The sequence below is a fragment of the Streptomyces sp. NPDC002776 genome, assembly GCF_053592195.1.
This window is the reverse complement of sequence record NZ_JBSFVG010000024.1, coordinates 68,338-89,294: the sequence shown is the minus strand read 5'-3', so window position 1 is coordinate 89,294 and position 20,957 is coordinate 68,338. Positions and strand designations below refer to the sequence as shown.

At 69.2% G+C, this 20,957-nt stretch carries 20 protein-coding genes, 3 pseudogenes and 3 CRISPR repeat arrays (1 of these 26 running past the window's edge); of the genes and pseudogenes, 14 read left to right on the top strand and 9 right to left on the bottom strand.

Annotated features, from left to right (window positions below; genetic code table 11):
* The first annotated feature begins 98 nt into the window (after window positions 1–98).
* The gene (locus ACWD11_RS32210; protein WP_451287306.1) at window positions 99–461 is read left to right on the top strand and encodes a hypothetical protein; all 363 of its coding nucleotides are present in this window, start codon (window positions 99–101) and stop codon (window positions 459–461) included.
* A 20-nt stretch (window positions 462–481) separates the two neighbouring features.
* Here the strand turns inward: ACWD11_RS32210 and ACWD11_RS32205 are convergent, their stop codons facing one another.
* Together ACWD11_RS32205 and ACWD11_RS32200 are read right to left on the bottom strand one after the other, a co-directional pair.
* Complete coding sequence (locus tag ACWD11_RS32205) at window positions 482–865, bottom strand: hypothetical protein (protein WP_451287304.1); 384 nt, start codon at window positions 863–865, stop codon at window positions 482–484.
* A gap of 752 nt (window positions 866–1,617) precedes the next feature.
* Entirely contained in the window at window positions 1,618–2,154 is a 537-nt protein-coding gene (locus tag ACWD11_RS32200; protein WP_451287302.1) for a hypothetical protein, read from the bottom strand.
* 313 nt (window positions 2,155–2,467) lie between these two features.
* Between ACWD11_RS32200 and ACWD11_RS32195 the strand changes: the two genes are divergently transcribed.
* Window positions 2,468–4,060: an ISL3 family transposase gene (locus tag ACWD11_RS32195; protein ID WP_451287300.1), complete on the top strand. Its 1,593-nt coding sequence runs from the start codon at window positions 2,468–2,470 to the stop codon at window positions 4,058–4,060.
* 28 nt (window positions 4,061–4,088) lie between these two features.
* Here ACWD11_RS32195 and ACWD11_RS32190 read toward each other — a convergent pair whose 3' ends face one another.
* Window positions 4,089–4,541: a GNAT family N-acetyltransferase gene (locus tag ACWD11_RS32190; protein ID WP_451287298.1), complete on the bottom strand. Its 453-nt coding sequence runs from the start codon at window positions 4,539–4,541 to the stop codon at window positions 4,089–4,091.
* Between the two features lie 319 nt (window positions 4,542–4,860).
* On the opposite strand from ACWD11_RS32190, the pseudogene ACWD11_RS32185 reads away from it, so the two are divergent.
* The 4 genes and pseudogenes from ACWD11_RS32185 to ACWD11_RS32170 form a co-directional block, all read left to right on the top strand.
* Window positions 4,861–5,414 (top strand): annotated as a pseudogene (locus ACWD11_RS32185) (peptide deformylase).
* Window positions 5,415–5,713: 299 nt separating this feature from the next.
* Window positions 5,714–6,430 (top strand): hypothetical protein, encoded by a 717-nt coding sequence (locus ACWD11_RS32180; protein WP_451287296.1) that lies wholly within the window; start codon window positions 5,714–5,716, stop codon window positions 6,428–6,430.
* 501 nt (window positions 6,431–6,931) lie between these two features.
* Window positions 6,932–7,066, top strand: a pseudogene (locus tag ACWD11_RS32175) (transcriptional regulator); the annotation flags it as partial.
* A gap of 71 nt (window positions 7,067–7,137) precedes the next feature.
* Window positions 7,138–7,261, top strand: a pseudogene (locus ACWD11_RS32170) (tyrosine-type recombinase/integrase); the annotation flags it as partial.
* 312 nt (window positions 7,262–7,573) lie between these two features.
* Here the strand turns inward: ACWD11_RS32170 and ACWD11_RS32165 are convergent.
* Window positions 7,574–7,801, bottom strand: coding sequence for a DUF397 domain-containing protein (locus tag ACWD11_RS32165; RefSeq protein ID WP_451287294.1), 228 nt, complete (start codon window positions 7,799–7,801; stop codon window positions 7,574–7,576).
* Complete coding sequence (locus ACWD11_RS32160; protein ID WP_451287292.1) at window positions 7,798–8,691, bottom strand: helix-turn-helix domain-containing protein; 894 nt, start codon at window positions 8,689–8,691, stop codon at window positions 7,798–7,800. Before ACWD11_RS32160 ends, ACWD11_RS32165 begins: the two co-directional genes overlap by 4 nt.
* Window positions 8,692–8,935: 244 nt before the next feature.
* Here ACWD11_RS32160 and ACWD11_RS32155 point away from each other — a divergent pair, with 244 nt between their 5' ends.
* The 8 genes from ACWD11_RS32155 to ACWD11_RS32120 all read left to right on the top strand — a co-directional run bounded on the left by ACWD11_RS32155 (window position 8,936) and on the right by ACWD11_RS32120 (window position 14,187).
* Complete coding sequence (locus ACWD11_RS32155; RefSeq protein ID WP_451287290.1) at window positions 8,936–9,841, top strand: ATP-binding protein; 906 nt, start codon at window positions 8,936–8,938, stop codon at window positions 9,839–9,841.
* Entirely contained in the window at window positions 9,838–10,377 is a 540-nt protein-coding gene (locus ACWD11_RS32150; protein ID WP_451287288.1) for a hypothetical protein, read from the top strand. The genes ACWD11_RS32155 and ACWD11_RS32150 overlap by 4 nt, the downstream gene beginning before the upstream one ends.
* Window positions 10,378–10,485: 108 nt before the next feature.
* The gene (locus ACWD11_RS32145) at window positions 10,486–10,635 is read left to right on the top strand and encodes a hypothetical protein (RefSeq protein WP_451287286.1); all 150 of its coding nucleotides are present in this window, start codon (window positions 10,486–10,488) and stop codon (window positions 10,633–10,635) included.
* Complete coding sequence (locus ACWD11_RS32140) at window positions 10,632–11,366, top strand: hypothetical protein (protein ID WP_451287284.1); 735 nt, start codon at window positions 10,632–10,634, stop codon at window positions 11,364–11,366. Before ACWD11_RS32145 ends, ACWD11_RS32140 begins: the two co-directional genes overlap by 4 nt.
* 46 nt (window positions 11,367–11,412) lie before the next feature.
* Window positions 11,413–11,709, top strand: coding sequence for a putative ATP-grasp-modified RiPP (gene tgmA, locus ACWD11_RS32135; protein ID WP_451287282.1), 297 nt, complete (start codon window positions 11,413–11,415; stop codon window positions 11,707–11,709).
* A complete protein-coding gene (tgmB, locus tag ACWD11_RS32130; protein ID WP_451287280.1) occupies window positions 11,709–12,674 on the top strand; it encodes an ATP-grasp ribosomal peptide maturase in 966 nt (321 codons plus the stop codon). The genes tgmA and tgmB overlap by 1 nt, the downstream gene beginning before the upstream one ends.
* Window positions 12,674–13,810: a methyltransferase domain-containing protein gene (locus tag ACWD11_RS32125; protein WP_451287279.1), complete on the top strand. Its 1,137-nt coding sequence runs from the start codon at window positions 12,674–12,676 to the stop codon at window positions 13,808–13,810. The genes tgmB and ACWD11_RS32125 overlap by 1 nt, the downstream gene beginning before the upstream one ends.
* Window positions 13,811–13,869: 59 nt before the next feature.
* The gene (locus ACWD11_RS32120; protein WP_451287277.1) at window positions 13,870–14,187 is read left to right on the top strand and encodes a DUF6087 family protein; all 318 of its coding nucleotides are present in this window, start codon (window positions 13,870–13,872) and stop codon (window positions 14,185–14,187) included.
* 422 nt (window positions 14,188–14,609) lie between these two features.
* On the opposite strand, the gene ACWD11_RS32115 is transcribed toward ACWD11_RS32120, so the two are convergent.
* The 4 genes from ACWD11_RS32115 to istA all read right to left on the bottom strand — a co-directional run bounded on the left by ACWD11_RS32115 (window position 14,610) and on the right by istA (window position 19,173).
* The gene (locus ACWD11_RS32115) at window positions 14,610–14,855 is read right to left on the bottom strand and encodes a helix-turn-helix domain-containing protein (protein WP_383367832.1); all 246 of its coding nucleotides are present in this window, start codon (window positions 14,853–14,855) and stop codon (window positions 14,610–14,612) included.
* A complete protein-coding gene (locus tag ACWD11_RS32110; protein WP_383367835.1) occupies window positions 14,852–15,430 on the bottom strand; it encodes a Uma2 family endonuclease in 579 nt (192 codons plus the stop codon). Before ACWD11_RS32110 ends, ACWD11_RS32115 begins: the two co-directional genes overlap by 4 nt.
* Window positions 15,431–15,507: 77 nt before the next feature.
* Window positions 15,508–16,024: direct repeats of the CRISPR family, unit length 29 nt; unit sequence GGGACCATCCCCGCGGGCGCGGGGAGCAC.
* A 365-nt stretch (window positions 16,025–16,389) separates the two neighbouring features.
* A CRISPR array of direct repeats spans window positions 16,390–17,029; the repeat unit is 29 nt; unit sequence GGGACCATCCCCGCGGGCGCGGGGAGCAC.
* Between the two features lie 87 nt (window positions 17,030–17,116).
* Window positions 17,117–17,923 (bottom strand): IS21-like element helper ATPase IstB, encoded by an 807-nt coding sequence (gene istB, locus ACWD11_RS32105; RefSeq protein ID WP_451287274.1) that lies wholly within the window; start codon window positions 17,921–17,923, stop codon window positions 17,117–17,119.
* Entirely contained in the window at window positions 17,923–19,173 is a 1,251-nt protein-coding gene (gene istA, locus ACWD11_RS32100) for an IS21 family transposase (protein WP_451287272.1), read from the bottom strand. The genes istB and istA overlap by 1 nt, the downstream gene beginning before the upstream one ends.
* Before the next feature lie 117 nt (window positions 19,174–19,290).
* Window positions 19,291–20,957: a CRISPR direct-repeat array (repeat unit 29 nt; unit sequence GGGACCATCCCCGCGGGCGCGGGGAGCAC) (it continues 4,041 nt past the right edge of the window).

Sequence of the window (20,957 nt, the reverse complement as noted above, 5' to 3'; positions counted from 1 at the left end):
CCGAACGGAGATCATCGACGCGTGAACAACCTGCTGGCTGATCGGCGATGCGCCGGCATAGACATAGCCAAAAGCCGCTGGTCAGATACGGTTACGGAATGATGGAAGGACTGCCTGCAGACGTAGCCGAGGTGCTTGCGGCAGTCCTGAACGAGGATAATGGGGTTCATGCCGCGCTCCGAAGGCAGGTTCCACACCTCAGCGTGCGATCGCGCTGCACATGCGGGTGCGGCACCGCCTACTTCGACCTCGACACCAGCGAGGCAGAGCCCGCGCCCACCGGACCCGGCACTGTCGTGGCGGCCGAAGCGCAGCTCGTCACCGAAGCCGGCGAGTGCCCGGGTGAAGTCCTGGTCTTCACGCAGGGCGGCTACCTGTCATGGCTGGAAGTCTGTTCATGGAGCGACGACATCCACGTGACCCTGGCTGCCGCGCGTCACTGGTTGCAGGCAGGCTCTTGAACTCGGATACGGCCGGTGGGTCACCAGCAGGGGGAGCTGACGTTGCCCACCTCGTTGCCCTTGAGCAGCCCGCCCCAGATGTACCGTTCATCCGAGAGGTACACCCACTTGTTGTGGGTGTAGCCGTTGGCGGAGACGGTGCCGCCCTCGAGCCAGCACACCGCGGTGAGGTTCTGGTTCGCCGCGACGGTGTAGGCGATGCGGTAGCCCGTCGACGGCCCGATCCGCACATTGCCCTGGACCCAGGTGGTGACCGTCTCGAACTGGGCGCCCATCTTCGACCGCTCGGCCTGCGGGGCCTCTGCCGCGTAGGCCGGAGCCGCCATACCAGCGGCGGCCATCACACCCACCGCCGCCACCATCATGATCTTGGCCAGCGGGCGGGAACTCGTCCTGTGCATCATCTGATTCCCCCTGATGGATTCCGGGAAGCCCCGGTGCGGGCGGCGTCCCTCGTGCGGCCAGCGTCACCCGCAGTTCAGCGCCGTACAAGCTTTTCGAACATCCCCGAAACGTCGCCGCGACCCTCCCCCGCGGTAGCCAAGAGTCGGCGCCCGCAGGCGATAACAGCCCAGCATCCGCTTGTTGCGTCCCTCGCCCCCTAAACCCTTTCGCTACCCGCGAAGACAGCGAGGAGCACGGTGCGACCGGCCGGAAGGGCATGGACACCCCTCACCGGAGGCCACGCGCGTCACTGAATTGAGCTGCAACCACACCACAGCGCTTTGCGCACCAGGAAGACAACCATTCCTGGCTGCCTGGCCGGTTGGGCGCTGGGCCGCAGGTAGACGCCGACAACTGGCTCGCCACCCACCACACCCCAGCAGACGGGGGCCGCCGGCTTCCGGCGCCGAGGGGGGCGTGATTGGGGTCGGCGACGACACATGGGGCAACTGGTTCCAGTGGGCTGTACGCCTGGCCACCGAACAGCTTGAGGTCCAGCTCGCCTTCCCTGCCGCCCTCGACCTCGTCGTGTGGGGCACCGGGACCTCCATGGCCGCCGAAGCCTCCCCGCTGCGAACTCCGCCCGTCTGGCTTTGGCCACGAGAACGGACAGCAGATGTTCACCACTTCGGAAGGCACCGCAGCCCGGCCCTGTTCGATTTTCCGGGACCACTCAGCACGCCGGGTGCTCATCCCTCGTCGTCCGTCAGCATCAAGAGGCAGTGCTGGCGACGACCACCGCCAACTCGCCAGCGGCCTCGGGGGTCAGACGGTAGAACCCCTGCAGGCTGACCGAGTTCTCGAGACGGCCATCCACCACGTACTTCAGGCCGCGGGTCTGACCTCGGCGATTGCGCCAGGTAAGCCTCGCAAGCAGTTCACCGGGGACAGTCACATCGAAGCGTACGGGCGTCGCCTCCACGTGAACCGCCTCGGCGCCGCAGCCGCCAGCACCGAGCATCGACCAGTCGCCGTGACCGGGGTACTTGAGGTCCTCCCAGGTTGTGGGGGTTGTGCCGCAGCAGTCGCGTCGCTCCCTGTCGATCACTCGCATCCGACTCACCACGAACACCTCGCGCCGATTGACGTGTAGCGCGTACACCTCGTCCCCAGTACGAGCACCCCTCCACGCGGGCAGGGAAGCATGTATGCCGCTGAAGGCGACCGGCGGTCGCTCGCCCACGCGGCCCGCCTTGCGCAGTGCTCGGCACGTGTCATGGGTCCACAAGACGGTGAAGGCATCAGACATGCCGTGATCCTATGGACCGGGACTGACAGCCTGCCGCGCGGGCAGTGCTCACGGAGTCTTCTGCAGAACTGGCGCCCCGGACCCGATGCTCACGCACCGTTCGAATCCTTCGACGGGCCCTGCCGCCTCCCGAAATGGGTTCTGGCACAGATCTTGGGGAGTCGTCGCGGAGCGTTACCTCGATGTTCGATTGCGAGGAGACGGGTTCGTGTGAGACCGCGTACGTCTTGTCGTCTGACGAGCAGAATTGACGCTCCATCAGATGTCTGCCAGCTGCTGCTGCAGCCGGTTGTTGACGGTGATGGTGCTGGTCATGCAGACCAACGCATCGTTCTGGGACTCGCTGGTGTTCGACGGGATCGACGATGTGGATGTCGAGGCGGTTACGGCCGCGTTCGGCACAGTCGAGGTGATGGCGAGAGGTCGCGCGGTGGGGGCGGCATGTCCGGACTGTGGGCGCTTCTCGGACCGTGTCCACGACCGGTACCAGCGCAGGCTGAAGGACCTTCCGCTCGCTGAACAGGGCTTCGTGATCCGGCTGACGGTTCGGCGTTTCATCTGCGGAGTGGCGGACTGCCCGCGCCGGACGTTCGCCGAGCCGTTCTCCCGGCTCGCCGCCCCGCACGCACGGTTCACCACTCGGCTCAACCACGCTCTGGAGCGAGTGGGGCTCGCGCTGGCCGGGCGGGCCGGCGCCCGGCTGGCTGCCCAGTTGGGATTCGGCGCGGGCCGGATGACCTTGTTACGCAGAGTCATGGCACTGCCCGATCCGCAAGTCAGCACACCGCGCGTGCTGGGCGTGGACGACTTCGCGATCCGTCGCGGCCAGACCTACTGCACCGTCTTGACCAGCATCGAAGACCATCGCGTGGTCGATGTGCTTCCCACCCGTGAAGCCGGGCCGCTGGCCGCCTGGCTGATCCGCCACCCCGGCGTGGAGATCATCTGCCGGGACCGGGCGGGCGCCTACGCCGAGGGTGCCCGCCGCGGTGCCCCCGAGGCCCTGCAGGTCGCCGACCGATTCCATCTGTGGCAGGGCCTCGGCCGAGCCGTGGAGACCTGCGTCGCAGCCCATCGCGACTGTCTGCGCAACCCATCGCCCACCGGCATGCTGCTGGAGGCCACCGGGCTGGCTTCCGGTCGACCGCAGGACGACTCGGAGCCCATCGGCCGGCGGGCCGAGCGAAAGAAGGCAGCGCACGCCCTGGTCCACGAGCTCCTGGCCCAAGGCCACTCACGTCGGGCGATCGCCCGACACCTGGGCTGGGGCCTCAACACCGTGCTCCGGTACGCGAACGCCGCGCGCTGGCAGGACACCATCCGCGAGAACCAGCCCCGGCCCAGCAGACTGGACCCCTACAAGCCCTACCTGGAGCGGCGATTCGCCGCAGGGTGCACCAGCGTCACCCGACTGCACGGCGAGCTGGTTGCCGAGCAGGCCCCCGTCACCTACGGCATGGTCCGCGCGCACATCGCCACATTGCGCAGGGCTCCGGCCGGCGCGCCGCCGAGGCCGCCGTCGGTGCGGCAGGTGACCGGCTGGCTGACCCGGCACCCCATGACCTTGGCCGAGGAGGACCGGGCCGGCCTGAAGGAGGTCCTGGCCCGCTGCCCCGAACTGAACAAGGCCGCGGGACACGTCCGCGACTTCGGCGAGATACTCACCGACCGCCTCGGCTCCACACTCCCCACCTGGATCGACGCCGTCGACGCCAGCCAGCTACCGGGCCTCACCGGCTTCGCACTGCACCTGCACCGAGACCTCGACGCCGTGACAGCCGGGCTCACTCTCGACTGGAGCTCCGGCAGCATCGAGGGCGCCGTCAACCGCATCAAGAAGATCAAGCGGCAACTCTACGGCCGAGCCGGATTCGATCTACTCCGCAAGATGATCCTCCTCCAGTAACACTCCGCAACTCCTCAGGATCTTTTGCCTATGGAGCCGTATCGCGCAGGTCGGGGCGGTTCCTCGGCAGACCGAAGCCTGCCATCTCCTTCTCCTCGTAGGACAGGAAGCCCAGGCTCCGGTAGAACGCGTGGTTGCGGCTGCCCTCTGGTGACGACTCATGGTCCGTGGACAGGAGGAAGAATCGGCAGTGGGAGTAACGCCGCATCAAGTGCTCGACCAGCGCCCGGCCAACCCCCTGCCTGTGGTTCGCCGGATTGACCACGACGTCCTGGACGTAACAGATGTGCTCGTCGTCGGAGATGGTCCGGGCCAGTCCCAGGAGGGATCCCGATCCGTCTCGTGCCGTGATGACGAGGTGAGAGTTCACGAGACCGCGACAGAGCTTGTCGACGTCGCTGGTGTAGCCCTCCCAGCCGACCGAGTCGTAGAGCTTCAGCACCTCAACAGGATCGAAAACTCCCTCTTCCGCTATGAACATGTCGATCCCCTATGCGCTGGTGCCACTTCTCACCGTCAACTCGACATCACACACGTCGGGCACGTCAAGATCGATCACTGTCGGACCCGGCCGCCTTCCGTTCGAACGCTGGGATGACGCTCCGCGTACCACTCCCCAAGATCTGTGCCAGAACCCCGTTTTCGTGGACGAAGCCACCCGTCCGCAGCCATGACGGTGAACTGCGGCAATGCCAGATGGATCATGACCACACCGCCCTCCACGCTCGGTACCGTCTTGAAGGGAGGTTCCGGGCACGGCCCGAACACGACATGGAACGAGGGGACTTCAGCTCAAAGACGTGCGGCCCAGCCAGCAGACGAGGAACCTCGGAGTCGTCCAGCACGGCGCCGGCATCCTTGCCGAACCAGCCCGCGCCTTCACCCTGCCCGCCGAGCGGGACGAGGCCGAACGCATCACCAACGAGCTGTTCGCTGCCGTGGAGCGGATCGGCCAGGTCCACCCCTTCACCAAGGGCATGGGCCCTGCCGCCCCGCAGATCGGCATCGGGCAGTCCGCGGCCGTCGTCCAGCCGCCCGGCGACACACCGGCAATCACCCTCCTCAACCCGCGGCTCACCGACCGCTGCGACGAGATGGACGAGCAGTACGAGGGCTCCTCAGCTTCTTCGACGTCCGCGGCCTCGTCCCCCGCCCCCTGACAATCACCGTCGAGACCACGGCCCTGACCGGCGAGAGCGTGACCACGGTGTACGCGCACGGCATCGCCCGCCTCATCCACCACGAGATCGACCACCTCAACGGCCAGCTGTACACCGCCCACATGAGGAAGGGCGTTGCCCCGATCCCCGTGGAGGAGTACCGCCAGACCGGCAGGGCTTGGGCGTACGACTAGACCATGCGGTGGGGCGGGGCCAACTGGTTCCGCCCACCGGCGTGCTGCAGCTCAGCGAAGCTGTGGAGGCTTTTGGGGCGGTGGAAGGGCCGGGCGCAGCGAGCAACACAGCACACGGGCTCCGGGCGGCACACCGTCCAAGGGCTCCTGCGCTGTCCTGGATGAGGCCCAGGGTGCCGTGCGCGGCCGTCGGGAAGAACCTGGAGCCGCGGGCTGGACCCCCCTCCGAAACTCCTGCCATAATTTTCCTTACGGGCTGGGCCGGCCGACGCACTGCTGACAGAAGGGACGGTTCTGCCATGACCTCGCGCCTGGAGCCTCGCCTGGCCGACGCGGCCGAGATCGCGGCTGAACAGGGTCTGACGTCCGCGCGGATCAGCCAGTTCTCCACCGAGCGCACGAAGAACGCGGCCGGCCAGGCGTTCCCGGAGCCTGTCGGCAAGCGCGGCCGGGCCCGGCTGTGGGACCACGCGGAGGTCAGGGAGTGGTTCGCCCACAGGGCGCCGGCACGGCTCACCGCACACGCACCGTCCTCCCTCGACCCCCAGACGCTTTTGAACGCGGCGGACGCCTCGCGCTACCTCGGCTACAAAAACCCCAACCAGGTGACCACCTTCGTGCGCGACCACCCCGGCTACTTCCCCGAACCCGACGTCGTCGAGGAGAAGGGCACCGCCAACAACCCCTACCGCCGGCAGCTGTGGAAAGTCGAGACGCTCAAGGCGTGGATGGCCACCCGGCCCGGCCGCGGACGCCGGGCCGGAGCCAAACAGGCACCCCCGCTGCCCGACGTTCCCGTCGACGGCGATCCCGACGAGCTGCTAGGGGCGAGCCAGGCAGCCGCGCTGCTGGGTTACAAGAGCCTCAGCTCCTTCTCCAGCAGTCTGTCCCAGGGCAACCTTCCACTGCTGCAGACCACTGACGGGATGGCCGAGAACGCCGGACGCCAGAACGGGCGCCGGCGGTGGACACGCCGCCGCATCCTCGAGCAGGCTGCCCAACGGACCAGGAAGTAGCTCCCCCGGCCGCGGGGGCGGACCCCGGCGCACCGCCCCCGTCAACGTGGCTCCCGTCTTTGGGGCGTTGGTCTCTTGCGGGCCAGGTGCCCCACGATGACCGGCACGGCGAGGACAAAGCGCACCGCTGGCAGATGCCGTCCACCGACTCGGGCCCGAACGTGGCCGAGGTGAAGAAGCGCTGCAGTCCTGAGCACGAACAGCGCCCTCATCCGCCGCTGATGCGGCCAAAGCGGCGGCGGCCTCGGCGGTTCGGTCAGGCTGCCTTCGTCATCCACGGCCAGTCGCCGTCGCGGCCCTGTTCCAGCAGCGGCACCAGCCCGAAGGCATGGCCGGCCAGCCCTCCAAAGCAGTGACCTCCCGCATCGAGAACGCGCGCACACCCCACACCCGAGGACATCCGACGCTGGACCCCCGCATGCGGCATGCCCGACCAGGCCGAGGACATCATCGCCCAGTCCCGGGACGCCGAGTCGGCATACACGCAATAGCGGCGTACCGTCCGCGCCGGTACGCGTCACCCAGCCTTCCGAGGTCGCCCTGCACCTCAAAGCGTTCGAGCAGCTGCGCAGCATGGCCGTGTACGGGGCGGATGCCCGTGCCCTGATCCTTCGGGCCATCGAAGCACTGCACTGACCCCGGGCACGACCAAACGCCCCCACGCACGCACGGACGAGAGAGCTCTGCAATATGAGCAGCGGACGTCCTTCCGCCGCATCCGCTTCCACGACCTCAGGCACTCGACCGCGACCTTGCGCCCCGGAGCAGGGCGTCGAACTCGTCGTCATCAAGAAACTACTCGGCCACGCCCACATCGGCGTCACCGTCACGGCCCTGCAACGAACCTGGCCCAGAGCGACGCTACGGACGAGGAACTGGAGCGGGGCGGCCGTTAGACCCCCGGCTCCCGCGTCCCCGCGCCGTGTGCGTGCTGCCCAGCCCAGGCCGAGAGGAACGACCCGTTCGTCAGGATCCCCATGCATGCTTCTGCGGCTGCGTGACACCCAGCGTGGGGACCGAGAACCGCTTGCACAACGCTGGCATCCGCTTCGAATGCCGATGGGCGCTCACCCTTGCGGATCAGCGCCCATCGGCGAGGTGGTCCTCCTCTATGCCCCCAGAGGAGGACCACCCCATATCGTCTTACAGTGCGCCGGCGATGACGCCCTGTCGGAAAGCGTCCCACTCATCGGCGGTGTAACGCAGCGGCTCCCTCCCCGGGTTCTTCGAGTCGCGGATGGCAACGCCGCCGCCAGGGAGATCGGTGATCTCGACACATTGCTCGCCGCCATTGCTGGCGGGGGACTTGCGCCATGTAGCCCCGCTCAGATCGAGGGCGTACAGATCGTCCTTGCGGTCGCTGGTGCTCACTGGTCTTTCCTCTCATCCATGATCTTCTGCATGGTGGTCTTGATGGCTTCTCGGGAGAGATCCGGGGCGAGCGCGGCAGCAACGATGCGATCGAACGCGGTCTCGAAGACCTTCACGTCGACGGTGCCTTCTACGAAGTAGCCGCCGCGGATGTTCTCGAGGTTGACCACCGTGGGCCACGGCTGCGGGAACCGCACCACCTCGAACAGCCCGAGCATTCCCGGATGCGGCGTGGCACCCAGCGGCATGATTTGGACCGTTATGTTGGGCAAGTCCGCCATGTCCAGAAGGTGTTGCATTTGCTGCACCATGAGGTTCCCATTCGAGGCGAATCTGTGGTGTAGCACTGCCTCGTGGATGACCGCCCAGTACGTCAGCGGGCCGCCGGGACGGGTCGGGTTGGTGAGGATGGCCTGCCGAGTTTTGCGCACCTCTGCCAGCGCAATGACTTCTTCGGGCGTACGCGTGATGGCCGTGGCAGCGATGATTTCGCGAGCGTACGGACCTGTCTGCAATAGACCCGGGATCAGGTTCGGGGCGTAGACGTGGATCTTGTCCGCGTCGGACTCAAGGCTGAGGTAGTCCTTGTAATTGGCACCGACGACATCGCCGAACCCCTGCCACCAGCCCTGTTTACCGGCGTCCTTGGCCAGGGCCTCGAGTGCGGCGATGACCTCCGCGTCCGTGACGTCATATTGACGCAGGAGTGGGGCGATGTCTTTGGGGAGCATGCGCGCGTTAGCGGTCTCGATGCGCGACAGCTTGCTCTCGGGCCATCCCATGGCCCGCGCAGCTTGCTCCAAGCTCTGGCCTGCGTCCTTCCGGTACTGACGCAGCGTCCCACCGAGTCGTCTCCTGCGGAGAGTTGGCACTGCTCGAACATTCGGCATGGTGCTGAATGACACCTCCCAGGTGCACGGTACGGCAGCTCGGGTGCAGTTTGACACCCGCGGGTTCCGGAGTCGATAGAGGACAGGTTCTCGTTTATGCGAATTCCGGTGACAAGCTTGCCAGTTGAGGTTACCGACCGGCACTCTGACTTACCCAGAGTGTGACCGTCGCGCATCGGACGGACACGTTGCGCTACAGGCAACGTGCATTCACCCACCCCTGACGAGCTGCGGAGGGCTAGGCATGGCACCGAGCATCGAAACGCGGATGGCCGCCCCACAGGACGGCGTCAGAGCGGTGCTTAATCTGTCCATCGAGCGCCACCCCGACCCTGATGCCGTTGGCCTCTCCAAAACGGACGCTGCCTGGCCGCAGCGCCTGCGCCGGATCGTCCGGGCTGGCCTCACCCACTCAGGCCAGCCCGACTTGATCGAAACCGCAGAACTTCTCCTGACGGAACTCGCAACGAACGCCCTGCGCCACGGTGATGGACGCAAGGTCGGCGTCCGCGTCTGCCTGCGCGGCAACCGATGCGTGATCGAGGTCAACGACGGCTCCCCCACCCGCCCCGAACTGTGCCACGCCGCACTCCACGACGAGGGCGGTCGGGGTCTCTTCCTCGTCGAGTGCCTTGCAGCCGAGTGGGGCGTCAGCGACGACGGCACCACGACCTGGTGCACTCTCCCCCTCAGCGAAGGACTTCCTCAGATGCAACTCGTTGCGCCGACCGCCCCGGTCCTGCGCAGAATCCGGTTCGAACTCCCCGCCGACGACAGCGCCGCAGCGTTAGCCCGCCTCCAGGCCCGCACCCTGCTGACTGTGCTGGAATGGCCTGGAGATCAACACCATGCGATCGACGTTCTGCACGTACTCGTTGACAACGCGGTGCAGCACGGACACACGGCGACCACGGCGGGGCAACGCTTCAGCGCCTGCCTCAGCATCACCGAGGCACACGAGCTCCTCGTCGACGTCACCGACCCCCTCCCCCACTTCCCCGACTTCGACCAGGCCGTCACCGGTGATTCCGGACGCGGACTCTGGGAGACCACACGGCAGGGCGTGGAACTCTCCTGGTTCCTCGTCGGTTCGGGCTTCGACGCCAAGACCGTGCGCGCCGTCCTGCGTCCCGGGCTGGTGGAGCTGTGACCGCCCCGGCCAAGGCGCTGCCGCGCGGCGCCGACATAGTGCAGCACCTGGTCGAGACCGTCGGCGCAGCGAGTCGGCCGGCCGCCGACATGGCCGACCTCGCGGACATGATCCGCACCCTGCTGGCAGTCGAAGCTGGCCGCGACACCCGCGTACGCCTGGGCGGCAACCTCTTCGATGTCGTCATCACCGGCTCGGGCGTCCAGGCCCGCAGTGCCGTAGCCCTCATGGACGAAATCCAGGGCGGATGCGGGCCCGTGATCGAGGACCCGGAAAGCGGCTGGTTCTACTGGCTCGTCCCGCCCGGCTCCGTCGCCCGGTGGACGTCACATCCCCACGCTGTGTGCCTGGGCGCGCCCCACACGATCACTCTGCCGTCCCTGAACAGGACCGTCCCCCCGGGCCCGTACTGGTTCCGGCCATCGGCAAGTGACCGGCTCGTCCCGACCGGACCGCTCCGCGAAACCCTGGCGCAGCTCCGGCCCGAGCCGACGCCGCACGCCGCGCTCGCGGCGCGACTCGGCATCGACACCTGAGACTCCGTGCGCGTCAACGCTGTGACGGTCGTCGACGTGCACGGGCAAGCCCCTGCGGCTGGGGCGGATCCGGCCCCAGCCGCAGGCCCACACCCGAATCGAGCACCCATGACGAAGCTGCTGCTCCTCATCATCATCGGTGCGGCGAGCGCTGCTCTTGTGCACGCTGTGCGTCCTGCGCTGGGCCCGGCGCCCATGGCAGCGCTGCAGGCCGAGGAGAGCCGCCGCTTCGCCCTGCTGTGCAGGAGGGCGTCATGAGGCTGCGGCCCGTCCGGACCGACGAGATTGACGAGCCGTGGCTGTGGTGGCGCTCTGCTGAACCGCGACTCCAGTCGACCATGGACAGCAGGCTGAGCACCTTACGCCGCACCGTCTACGGGGACGCCATCGCCGCAGTGAAGCCCGGCCGCCGCATCCGGGTGACCACGTACCTGTTCGCAGGCGCCGGAGTGGACGCCGACGCCACGCACACCCTCCTTGGCCAGTACGCGCGCGACCGAGGGTGGGACGTGCACCGGGAGCGCTTCACCGACGAGCCCTCCGGCGGCCCGCTCCGCACCCGCCCGCAGTTCAACACCGCGGGCCGTGGCGCCGGATCCGGTTTCGTCGACGGCGTGCTCACGACCGACTGCGGCGCCATGCCCAGCACTGACGAGGCGTACGAGGCGTACCTGCGCTGGCTGCACCGCCACTACGCCTTCATCGCCTTCCTGCAGGCCGGATTACGGGGGGTCACCGTGGACAGACCGGTAGCGCCATACGTGACGCACCACGACGCGTTCGTCGTCTACGACTCCCCCGACATGCCGTTCTTCATCGCCCACCAGGCCGTGCGCGACCGCCGCCGTACCACTGTGGTCGCCTTCGCTGCGGCTGCCCCCCTAACTCCTGTCCGGCGGACCGGTCGACACCGCTCCTGGCCGCTGGACAGGCCGCAACCCCCGGCGCGGGGACAACGCCCGGATCCGTGTTCCCCCACGGCCACGTAAGCCCCGCGCCGGGACCCCGCGCACCAACGACCCAAGGAGAAGTTGCGTGACCACAGCACTGGACCGTGAGGCGTTCCCCCTCACACCGACCGGAGGACGCACCCCCTACAGCGAGGAGGCTCCCTCGGGTGAGCAGACCCGGCCGTGGGCGCTGCGCTTCGCCCGCATCCCCGACTCCACCAGCGGTATCCGCATCCCGTCGCACGTCTACGACGCCGGCCGCCAGGTCAACGTCTGCGACGACGGCGGCTTGCTGACGTGCATGGCAAACACGCACGAACCGACCGTCCCCGACGGCTCGATCAGCAACCCGCCGCCGCTGGACGAAGGGCCCAAGGACTGATGAGCGCGCCCGTCCTGATCATTGCCGCACACGACGACTGGCCCACCGACCGCATCGTCGTTGAGCTGGCCAGCCGCGGGGTCGAGGTGTTCCGCATGGACACCGCCGACTTCCCGCAACAGCTCGCCCTGGCCGCAAGGATCGACCAGGAACAGGCGTGGACGGGCGACCTCACCACTGAGCACCGGACGGTGGAGCTGTCCCGGGTGGGCGCGGTGTACTACCGCGCCCCCGGGGCGTTCCGCTTCCCTGAGGGGATGTCCGGTCCGGAGGAGAGGTTCGCCGCCTGTCAGGCCCGCGCGGGTCTCGGGGGCATCCTGTCCGCGCTGGAATGCCGCTGGGTGAACCATCCCACGGCCATGGCGCGCGCCGAGTACAAGCCTGTACAGCTCGCTGCCGCGCGCTCCTGCGGGCTGCGCATCCCGGCCACGCTCATCACGAACCGGCCAGAAGAGGTACGTGCTTTCGCCGCCGAGGTCGGCGGGCCGATCGTGTGCAAGCCGGTCGCCTCCCCTGTCCTCATCGAGGGCGGACGCCTCAAGACCGTGTATACCCGCTGTCTCGACGAGAAGGACCTGGAAGACCTGCGGGGCGTCGACACCACCGCGCATCTCTTCCAGGCGTGGGCCGCCAAGGAGTACGAGGTTCGCCTCACCATCATCGGGGAGCGACTGCTGGCTGCCGCCATCCATGCGGGAAGCGTCGCCTCATACGAGGACTGGCGCAGCGACTACAGCTCCCTGACGTACAACACGACCGAGATACCTGAGCCGGTGGCAAGCGCAGTGCGGCGTTTGATGGGGCGGCTGAACCTGCGCTACGGGGCGGCAGACTTCGTTGTGGACCCCGACGGGCAGTGGACATTCCTGGAGGTCAACCCGTGTGGCCAATGGGACTGGATCCAAGGCGCGACCGGCCTGCCCATCGTTGAGACGATCGCCGACGAGTTGCAAGGAGCTCTCTGATGGACTGGAAGCCGCACGCGGCCGCCCTCGCGGCCGAGATCACTCATCCGGGGTCGGGTTGCTGGATTCCGATTAAGGAGACGCCCCGGCACCTGCTGGTGGAGCGCTGGTTCACCCCGAGCGAGCACGGGTGGACTGTCGTCGACGGCCCGGCCGACGAGAACCGGTGGGCGGCGGCGGCCTATTCGGACACCACGCTGGTCACGCGCATCGGGTGTGTGCATGCCGACCAGGCCGAACCGGGACAGCCCGTCATCGGCCTGCCCACGTCGTCCTCCACTCTGCCGAGTCTGGTCCTCACGATGCTGCGCCACGGCCGCCTCACCCCGGGGGTGCGGCTGCTGGATGTGGCTACCGGCTCCGGCTACAGCGCCGCCCTGGCCTGCCAGCGCCTGGGCGACGACCTGGTCACCACCCTGGACGTCGACCCCTACCTGACCCAGGTCGCCGCCGAACGCCTGGAGCGGATCGGCTGGAAACCCACCGTCGTCACCGCAGACGCCGGCGCGGACGAACTCCCCGGCGTCTTCGACCGGATCGTGTCCATGGTCTCCATGCCCCGCATCCCCGCTGCGTGGCTGTCCGCCCTCGCGCCCGCCGGACGCCTGGTCACCACCCTCGCCGGCACCGGCCTGATCGTCACCGCCGACAAGACCAAGGACGGCGGCGCCAAGGGCCGCGTCGAATGGGACCGCGGCTCGTTCATGACGACCCGGACCGGCGACGACTACCCGCCCAGGCTGCAGGACGTGTTCACCAAAGCTGTTGACCAGGAAGGAGAGCAGGTCACCACCTCCCCGTTCCCGGTGCTCGACGTCATGCAGGCCTGGGAAGTGTGGTCGATGCTGTCGCTTGCGGTGCCCGGCATCGAGCACCGCAACGGCACCGGTGACGACGGCAGCCGCACTACCTGGATGCTCCACCCGGACGGGTCCTGGGCCCGGGCCACCACCAAGCCGGGCGAGCAGAGCGCAACCGTGCATCAGAGCGGACCGCGCCGCCTGTACGACGAACTCGAAGCGATCCGCTGGCGCTGGATCGAACGAGGCGAACTCCCCGTGTACGGGGCGCAGGTCACCATCACCCCGGACGGCACCACGACGCTGTCGCGCGGCGAGTGGTCCGCAACTCTCTGACCCGAAGGCGGCGCTGACACGGCACACTGGACAAGAGCCGACAAGGAGGGAGCACCCCTATGGAAGACGAGCCCCTCGAGGAATGGGCAGCCCGCCGTGCACAGCGCCGCCCCACACCCGGCGAGCGCCGCGCCGTCCCCCTCGGCGAAACATCCCAGCGCGGATCCCACGTCGACCCTGACGCCCCCCGCGGCATCCAGGAATGGGACGGCCACGCATGGATTCCGGCCGGCGTCGCCGAAGACCACCAGGCCGCCACAGACGAAACCGGCGCAGACACCGAGTCACGCGCCGAACGTGTCGCCCTGCCGAAGTACAACAAACTGCCCCAGGCGCCTGAACGCTGGCGACCGACCCAGCCGTGGTACCGGCCCTGACCAGCCAGTCCCCCAGCAGCCCGTGAACAACGAAAAGCCCACCCAGCGAACCGCTCCAGGCCGACTGACGTCGCCACAACCATCCTTACAGGCGCGCCGAGCATGCCGCCCTGAACTTCGTCGGCACCCTCGTGAGGAGACCATCCCCACAGGCGCGGGGAGCACCCAAGGGCCACGTCCTGCTCGGTGACCTGCGTGGGTCCATCCCCGCAGGCGCGGGGAGCACATCAAGCCACAAGGCGACAGCCGGCCGGGGCTGGGACCATCTCCGCGGGCGCGGGGAGCACCCGTTCTCGTCCACGTTGGACTCGATACCCGAGGGACCATCCCCGCGGGCGCGGGGAGCACTCGCATCTGGCCGAGGACCGAGCCAGGAGGCGGGACCATTTTCCGCGGGCACGGGAAGCAGGGGGATTCTGTTGCTATCCCTCCGTCAGCGGGCTGGTCTGTTCAAGGGCAGGCTGTTCCCCGCTCGCGGTGAAACTCACCGTCAGGCGGCAGTCCAACGCTGCAGCGATCCGCTCCAGCAGTGCCAGGGTGGGAAGGTCTCTGCCCGACTCGATCCGGGAGATCGCTGCCTGCCCGGTCCCGGCCAGCTCCGCCAGCCGCGCCTGGGACATCCCGCGCTGTCTGCGCCAGGACCGCACCAAATCCGCGGTGTCGGTCACAGTCCGGCGTCCGCACCGTAGCGGGGCAGCCCCGCCGTATCGATCTTCCACCCGGCGACCGTGACTGTGTCCCCGAAGATGTAATGCTGCCGGTTGTCGTAGGTCGGCTCGCCGCTGCGCTGGGCGGGGGCCCAATAGTGGACTGCGCTGCCGTCGCGGGGGTCGACGATCAGGTAATGCGGGACTCCCATGGCCGGGTAGTCGCGAAGCTTGCCCTCATAGTCGTTGGCCGGGTTGGACCGCGAGACGATCTCGATGACCAGGTGGGAGCGGCGCGGGTCGATCGCATCGCTGTCGCGGATGGCCTCCTCCTCATCGATCACGACGAGGTCGGGGACGCGCAGCACGCCCAGGCCCACGTCCTCCATGTCCGTCTCCACCATCAGCACCAGGTCGGCCTCCAGCTGAGGCTCGAGCTGAGTACGCAGCCGGTGGGCCACCAGCTGGTGCTGCTTCTTCGGGCTCATCATCATCAACAGCTGGCCATGACTGATCTCCGGCCAGGCAAGCGGCTCGGGCTTGTCGAACGCCTCACGGAACTGCCGCAGATGGCGGTAAATGCTCTGCTCGGTCACACCCCCACCGTACATGACGAAATCATCATGGCCAGGGAAGGTTCGCGACCATGCAACACCCACCTGTACGACGGTGCGGAACCATCCCCGCGGCCCCGGAGAGCACGCCACGCCCGGCTCCTTGCGCCACTGCGGGTCGGAACCATCCCCGCGGGTGCGGGGAGCACTGTGCTGTGCCTTCCTGGTTCGGTGGTGCGTGGGGACCATCCCCGCGGGTGCGGGGAGCACGCGCCGGTCCAAATGCCCGCCGCCACGCGCCCGGGACCATCCCCGCGGGCGCGGGGAGCACTCGGCTTCCTCGGGGTCGACGTCGTGCTCGGGGGGACCATCCCCGCGGGCGCGGGGAGCACGCGTCCACGTGCGCGCGGACCTCCCCGCGATGGGGACCATCCCCGCGGGCGCGGGGAGCACGACACCTCGCCGACCCATGCTGCAAGCGCCTGGGGACCATCCCCGCGGGCGCGGGGAGCACCTCCAGGGCAATGATCTGGCTCATCGTCAAGGCGGACCATCCCCGCGGGCGCGGGGAGCACAGGCTGCGCGGCCGTCTCCGCAAGGTCGCCGAGGGACCATCCCCGCGGGCGCGGGGAGCACGGCATCGGCATCCCACCGCTGGCCGACACGAAGGGACCATCCCCGCGGGCGCGGGGAGCACCCCCGTGCCCCCCGAGGGCCCCATCCCCGCGGGCGCGGGGAGCACCTGATGACCGGGACCTGCCGGGAGACAGTCGCGGGACCATTCCCCGCGGGTGCGGGGAGCACGTGGCAGGTGCTCTGCCGTCTGCTGCCGCGTCGGGACCATCCCCGCGGGTGCGGGGAGCACAGCCCCGTCGCCCTCCGCGCAGGCCGACGTGGGGACCATCCCCGCGGGTGCGGGGAGCACGGCGCCGGAAGCGGGGGCTGCCTGATGGCCGCGGGACCATCCCCGCGGGTGCGGGGAGCTCCTCCCAATGCCTGAACGGGCCCATCCCCGCGGGTGCGGGGAGCACTGGCGGTCCAGGACGAGCATGTCGAAGGTGGCGGGACCATCCCCGCGGGCGCGGGGAGCACCTGACGGTAACGATCCCTGCATACGAACAACGGGGACCATCCCCGCGGGCGCGGGGAGCACCGTGCGGCCGATACCGAAGTGCGCCGTGAGCTGGGACCATCCCCGCGGGCGCGGGGAGCACGCACTTGCCACGAGCAGGTCCGGCGGCATGCTGGGACCGTCCCCGCGGGCGCGGGGAGCACTTCTCGTACTCGGTGTCGCTGACAGCCCTGTCGGGACCATCCCCGCGGGCGCGGGGAGCACGCCGCCGAGCTGGAGAAGATGGACCCGGCCGAGGGACCATCCCCGCGGGCGCGGGGAGCACGGCAGCGGCGTCTCCAACGACTCGGACATCCTGGGACCATCCCCGCGGGCGCGGGGAGCACATCATCGCGGCGAGCAGCATGATCACAGCAGCGGGACCATCCCCGCGGGCGCGGGGAGCACTTGCCGTCCTCCAGCTCCACGACTTCGGACTTGGGACCATCCCCGCGGGCGCGGGGAGCACGACGGCACCAGCGAGTTGGTGCCGCTCGGCGTGGGACCATCCCCGCGGGTGCGGGGAGCACATGCTGACGTCGCATGTCGGCGACGCGTGAATCGTGACCCAGTTCCGACGGGTGAAAAGTGACCCCCGCTGCGTCAGTTGATGTTGGTCATTCCCCGGTGTTGGCGGCGGGAACCCGTCCGAGGTCGCGGCCACGCATGCGGTAGCTGTCGCCCTTCAGCGAGATCACTTCGGCATGGTGGACGAGGCGGTCGATCATCGCGGCGGCGACCGTGTCGTCACCGAAGACCTCGCCCCAGCGCCCGAAGGGCTTGTTGCTGGTCACGATCACGCTCGCGCGTTCGTAGCGGCCCGAGATGAACTGGAAGAACAGGTTCGCGGCCTCGGGTTCGAAGGGGATGTAGCCGACCTCGTCCACAATGATCAGCGGGATCCGTCCCAGCCGGGTCAACTCGTCGCTGAGTCTGCCCGCTTGATGGGCTTCGGCGAGGCGGGTGACCCACTGGGCGGCGGTCGCGAAGGCGACCCGGTGGCCGGCCTGGCAGGCTCGGATGCCGAGCCCGGTGGCGAGGTGGGTCTTGCCGGTGCCGGGCGGCCCCAGGAAGATGACATTCTCCTTTCCGACGACGAAGTCCAGCGTCCCTAGATGGGCGATGACCTCGCGTTTCACGGACCGCTGGTGGTCGAAGTCGAAGTCCTCCAGCGACTTGCGGGAGGGAAACCGAGCCGCCCGAATGCGTCCCTCGGCGCCATGCGAATCACGGGCGGCGACCTCCCGCTGCAGGCAGGCGGCCAGATACTCCTCGTGGCTCCAGCCCTCGTCGCGGGCCCGCTCAGCCAGCCGGGCGGCCGCATCCCGCAGGGCCGGAGCCTTCAACGCCTTGGTCAGATAGACCAGTTCAGAGGACACATCGCGGCTGGTCCTGGCCTGGTTCGTGCTGCTCTTCGTGCTCATCAGGCTGCCCCTTCACTCGTGCTCAGACCGCCGTCGATCACACCGAAGATCCGGTCGTAGGAGTCCAGCGATCGCTCCTCGACCTCGGTCACCTCCGCCCTCGTCGGCTTCTTCTCCGCGACCGTCTTGCGGGCGGCCGCGGCAGCCGCTGCATGATCGGGGTCGGTGATGGTCTGGTGGCGAGCCCAGCTGCGGGCATGACGGGCGACCTCGACGCCGTCGCAGGTCACCAGGACCTGGTCCAGGTCGGCGGCGACCTCAATGCGGCGGCCGACGGCCAGCGGATGCACCGAGTAGTCGCAGGTGTCGAGGCGGACATAGTGGTCCCGGGGCAGCCGCAGGGATGCCTTCCACCAGCCCGGCGGGGCGATCGGCGGGAGAGCCAACATGCGGGAGCGGTCGGCTTCCAGCCGGTCCGACGGGCGGGCCTGCAAGGTGCGGTGTATGCGCCGGTTGGCTTTCGTGAGCCAGTCGGCGAGCTGGATGTTGAAGTCGGTCGGCGAGGTGAACACCCGTCCAGGCAGGAACGACGTCTCCAGATAGCCGTTGGCCCGTTCGACCAGCCCCTTGGCCTCCGGATCCCGCGGCTTGCAGAGCAGGAACTTGATGCCCAGGAGTCCGGCGAACGCGGCGAATTCGTCGGTGAGTTGAGGGCCACCGGACCGCCAGGAGCCGACGGCTCCCTCGTTGTCCCAGACCAGCACCCTGGGGACGGCCCCCAGCTCGGTCAGCAGCCGCCAGTGCCCGGCGATCAGGTCGGCTGCCGACCGGGAGGGCAGCATCCGGGCGGTCATCCAGCGCGAGTAGCCCGCGACCATGACCAGCACCGGTGGCCGTCCGACCTGGCCGAAACCGAGCGGGATGTCCGCCGGCGGGAACCACAGGTTGCACTGGCCGATCTCGCCCGGCTCATAGACCGTCCGGGAGGCCGGATCCACAGGCCGATAGGCCGGCCGCAACTCGCGGATGCGGTCCTTGAGCACAGTCAGGCCGCGGTCCCAGCCGATCCGCTCGGCGATCACCGTCGCCGGCATCTCCGGCCACTGTTCGAGCAGTTCACGGATCTGCGGCTCGACCGCGTCCACGATCGAGCCCCTCGGCGCCCGCTGGTACTTCGGCGGCGCATCGTCCGCGATCGCCCTGCGGACGGTGTTCCTTGAGATCCCCAGCTTCCTCGCGATCGCCCGCACCGGCATCTGCTCGGCCCGGTGAAGCCGGCGGATCTCCGCCCAATCCTCCACGCTGATCACCACTCCTCCCGGTCTGGCTCAACGAGCCAGACCCCTCGGAGGGGGTCAACTTTCAAGCGTCGCTACTGGTCCACTTTTCAGCCGTCGCCGACAGTCGCACGGGGCCAGGGGCGACTTGGGACCATCCCCGCGGGCGCGGGGAGCACGGCAACTGCTGGGAGGACCCCGACTGCGAGTGGGGACCATCCCCGCGGGCGCGGGGAGCACGCAGACTCCGGGGGCCCGCACGGCCGCCTCCTGGGACCATCCCCGCGGGCGCGGGGAGCACATCTACCACTCGTTCCAGATCGGCCGCGTCCTGGGACCATCCCCGCGGGCGCGGGGAGCACAGCTTGCCCCGGGAGGCGCGCACGGCCCGGTAGGGACCATCCCCGCGGGCGCGGGGAGCACACCAGCAGGGCGTGGAGGCCGGCCGCGGGGGAGGGACCATCCCCGCGGGCGCGGGGAGCACTGCATGGTGCGCGGGCCGCGGGCGGTCAGGAGGGGACCATCCCCGCGGGCGCGGGGAGCACTCCCGCTGGAGACGCAACAGCGGGGCCGTCTGGGGACCATCCCCGCGGGCGCGGGGAGCACAGCGTCCCCGCGGAGCTGTAGATGCCCACGTGGGGACCATCCCCGCGGGCGCGGGGAGCACGGCCACCGCCTTCTCCAAAGCGGTGAGCCTCTGGGACCATCCCCGCGGGCGCGGGGAGCACTCTGATCGGCCGATCACCTGGAACCTGACCAGGGGACCATCCCCGCGGGCGCGGGGAGCACACCCGGCTGGGTCCCAGCGACCTGTACGCCGCGGGACCATCCCCGCGGGCGCGGGGAGCACTGCATGGGGTCGTCGTCGGTGAGAGTGAGTGCGGGACCATCCCCGCGGGCGCGGGGAGCACAGGCTCACCGTGGCCCGGCTCCCGGGCACGCCGGGACCATCCCCGCGGGCGCGGGGAGCACGTCCACAGCGCGCCGTCCGCTGCGAGCGGGTCGGGACCATCCCCGCGGGCGCGGGGAGCGCTTGGTGACGGCGTTGACCGGGGTTTTCGAGAAGGGACCATCCCCGCGGGCGCGGGGAGCACATCTGGACCATCGGGGAGAACGTGTCTGACGCGGGACCATCCCCGCGGGCGCGGGGAGCACTCATGGTGACAGCCATCGGTCAGCTCTCCTTGGGGACCATCCCCGCGGGCGCGGGGAGCACGTCGGTGCACACCGAGGAGATCCCCGATGGCGGGGACCATCCCCGCGGGCGCGGGGAGCACTCGGCGTCGGTCTGGCCGGTGTTGCCGGTGACGGGACCATCCCCGCGGGCGCGGGGAGCACGGGAACTGTCCGCCGAACGCTGCGGCGTGACGGGGACCATCCCCGCGGGCGCGGGGAGCACGGCGCCGGGTTCGTCGCCGCGCTGGTGCCACCGGGACCATCCCCGCGGGCGCGGGGAGCACCCACTCCTCCGACCAGCACGAGTGGTTCAAGCGGGACCATCCCCGCGGGCGCGGGGAGCACGTCCACCCGGCCAGGCTCTCCTCGAAGTCGGCGGGACCATCCCCGCGGGCGCGGGGAGCACTCTCCTTGCGGATCGAGGGAGCGGGCAGCCCAGGGACCATCCCCGCGGGCGCGGGGAGCACGCGCGGCTCCAACTCCGGCGGCCCCGGCGGCCGGGACCATCCCCGCGGGCGCGGGGAGCACATCCAGCCCTCCCACGGCCAGTGCACCGGCCTGGGACCATCCCCGCGGGCGCGGGGAGCACCCCCCTTCGGAGGCCGGCATCGGCATGCCCTCGGGACCATCCCCGCGGGCGC